The organism is Streptomyces sp. XY431 (assembly GCF_001279805.1).
Classification (GTDB): Bacteria; Actinomycetota; Actinomycetes; order Streptomycetales; family Streptomycetaceae; genus Kitasatospora; species Kitasatospora purpeofusca.
Genome location: NZ_LGDO01000314.1, coordinates 1 through 530 on the forward strand (window position 1 = coordinate 1; position 530 = coordinate 530).

At 72.6% G+C, this 530-nt stretch carries 1 protein-coding gene; it reads left to right on the forward strand.

Annotated features, from left to right (window positions below):
* Positions 1-530, forward strand: a 530-nt coding sequence (locus ADK60_RS24740; protein WP_159400560.1) for an acyltransferase domain-containing protein, incomplete at both ends; no start/stop codon positions are given.

Genomic DNA, 530 nt, shown 5'->3' on the forward strand with positions numbered 1-530 from the left:
CGTCGCCCTGCGCAGCCGCGCCATCACCCGCCTCTCCGGGCGCGGCGGCATGCTCTCCGTCCTCGCCCCGCAGGAGCAGATCACCCCGTACCTCACGGCAGGTCTGCAGATCGCCGTGGTCAACGGCCCCGAGCAGGTCGTCGTCTCCGGTGCCCCCGAGGAACTGGACGCCCTCGCCGCACGCTGCGAGGCCGACGGCATCCAGGCCCGCCGCATCGCCGTCGACTACGCCTCCCACTCCCCCCAGGTCGAGGACCTGCGCGAGGAACTCCTCGAACTCCTCGCCCCCGTGGCACCGCGCACCGGCCACACCCCGCTCATCTCCACCGTCACCGGCCAGGCCATCGACACCGCCACCATGGACGCCGCCTACTGGTTCACCAACCTGCGCGAAACCGTCCGCTTCGACACCGCCCTCACCACCCTCCTCACCACCGGCCACCGCGTCTTCGTCGAGACCAGCCCGCACCCCGTCCTCACCGGCCCCGTCACCCAGGCCGCCGAGAACACCGGCACCGAAGGCGTCCGCG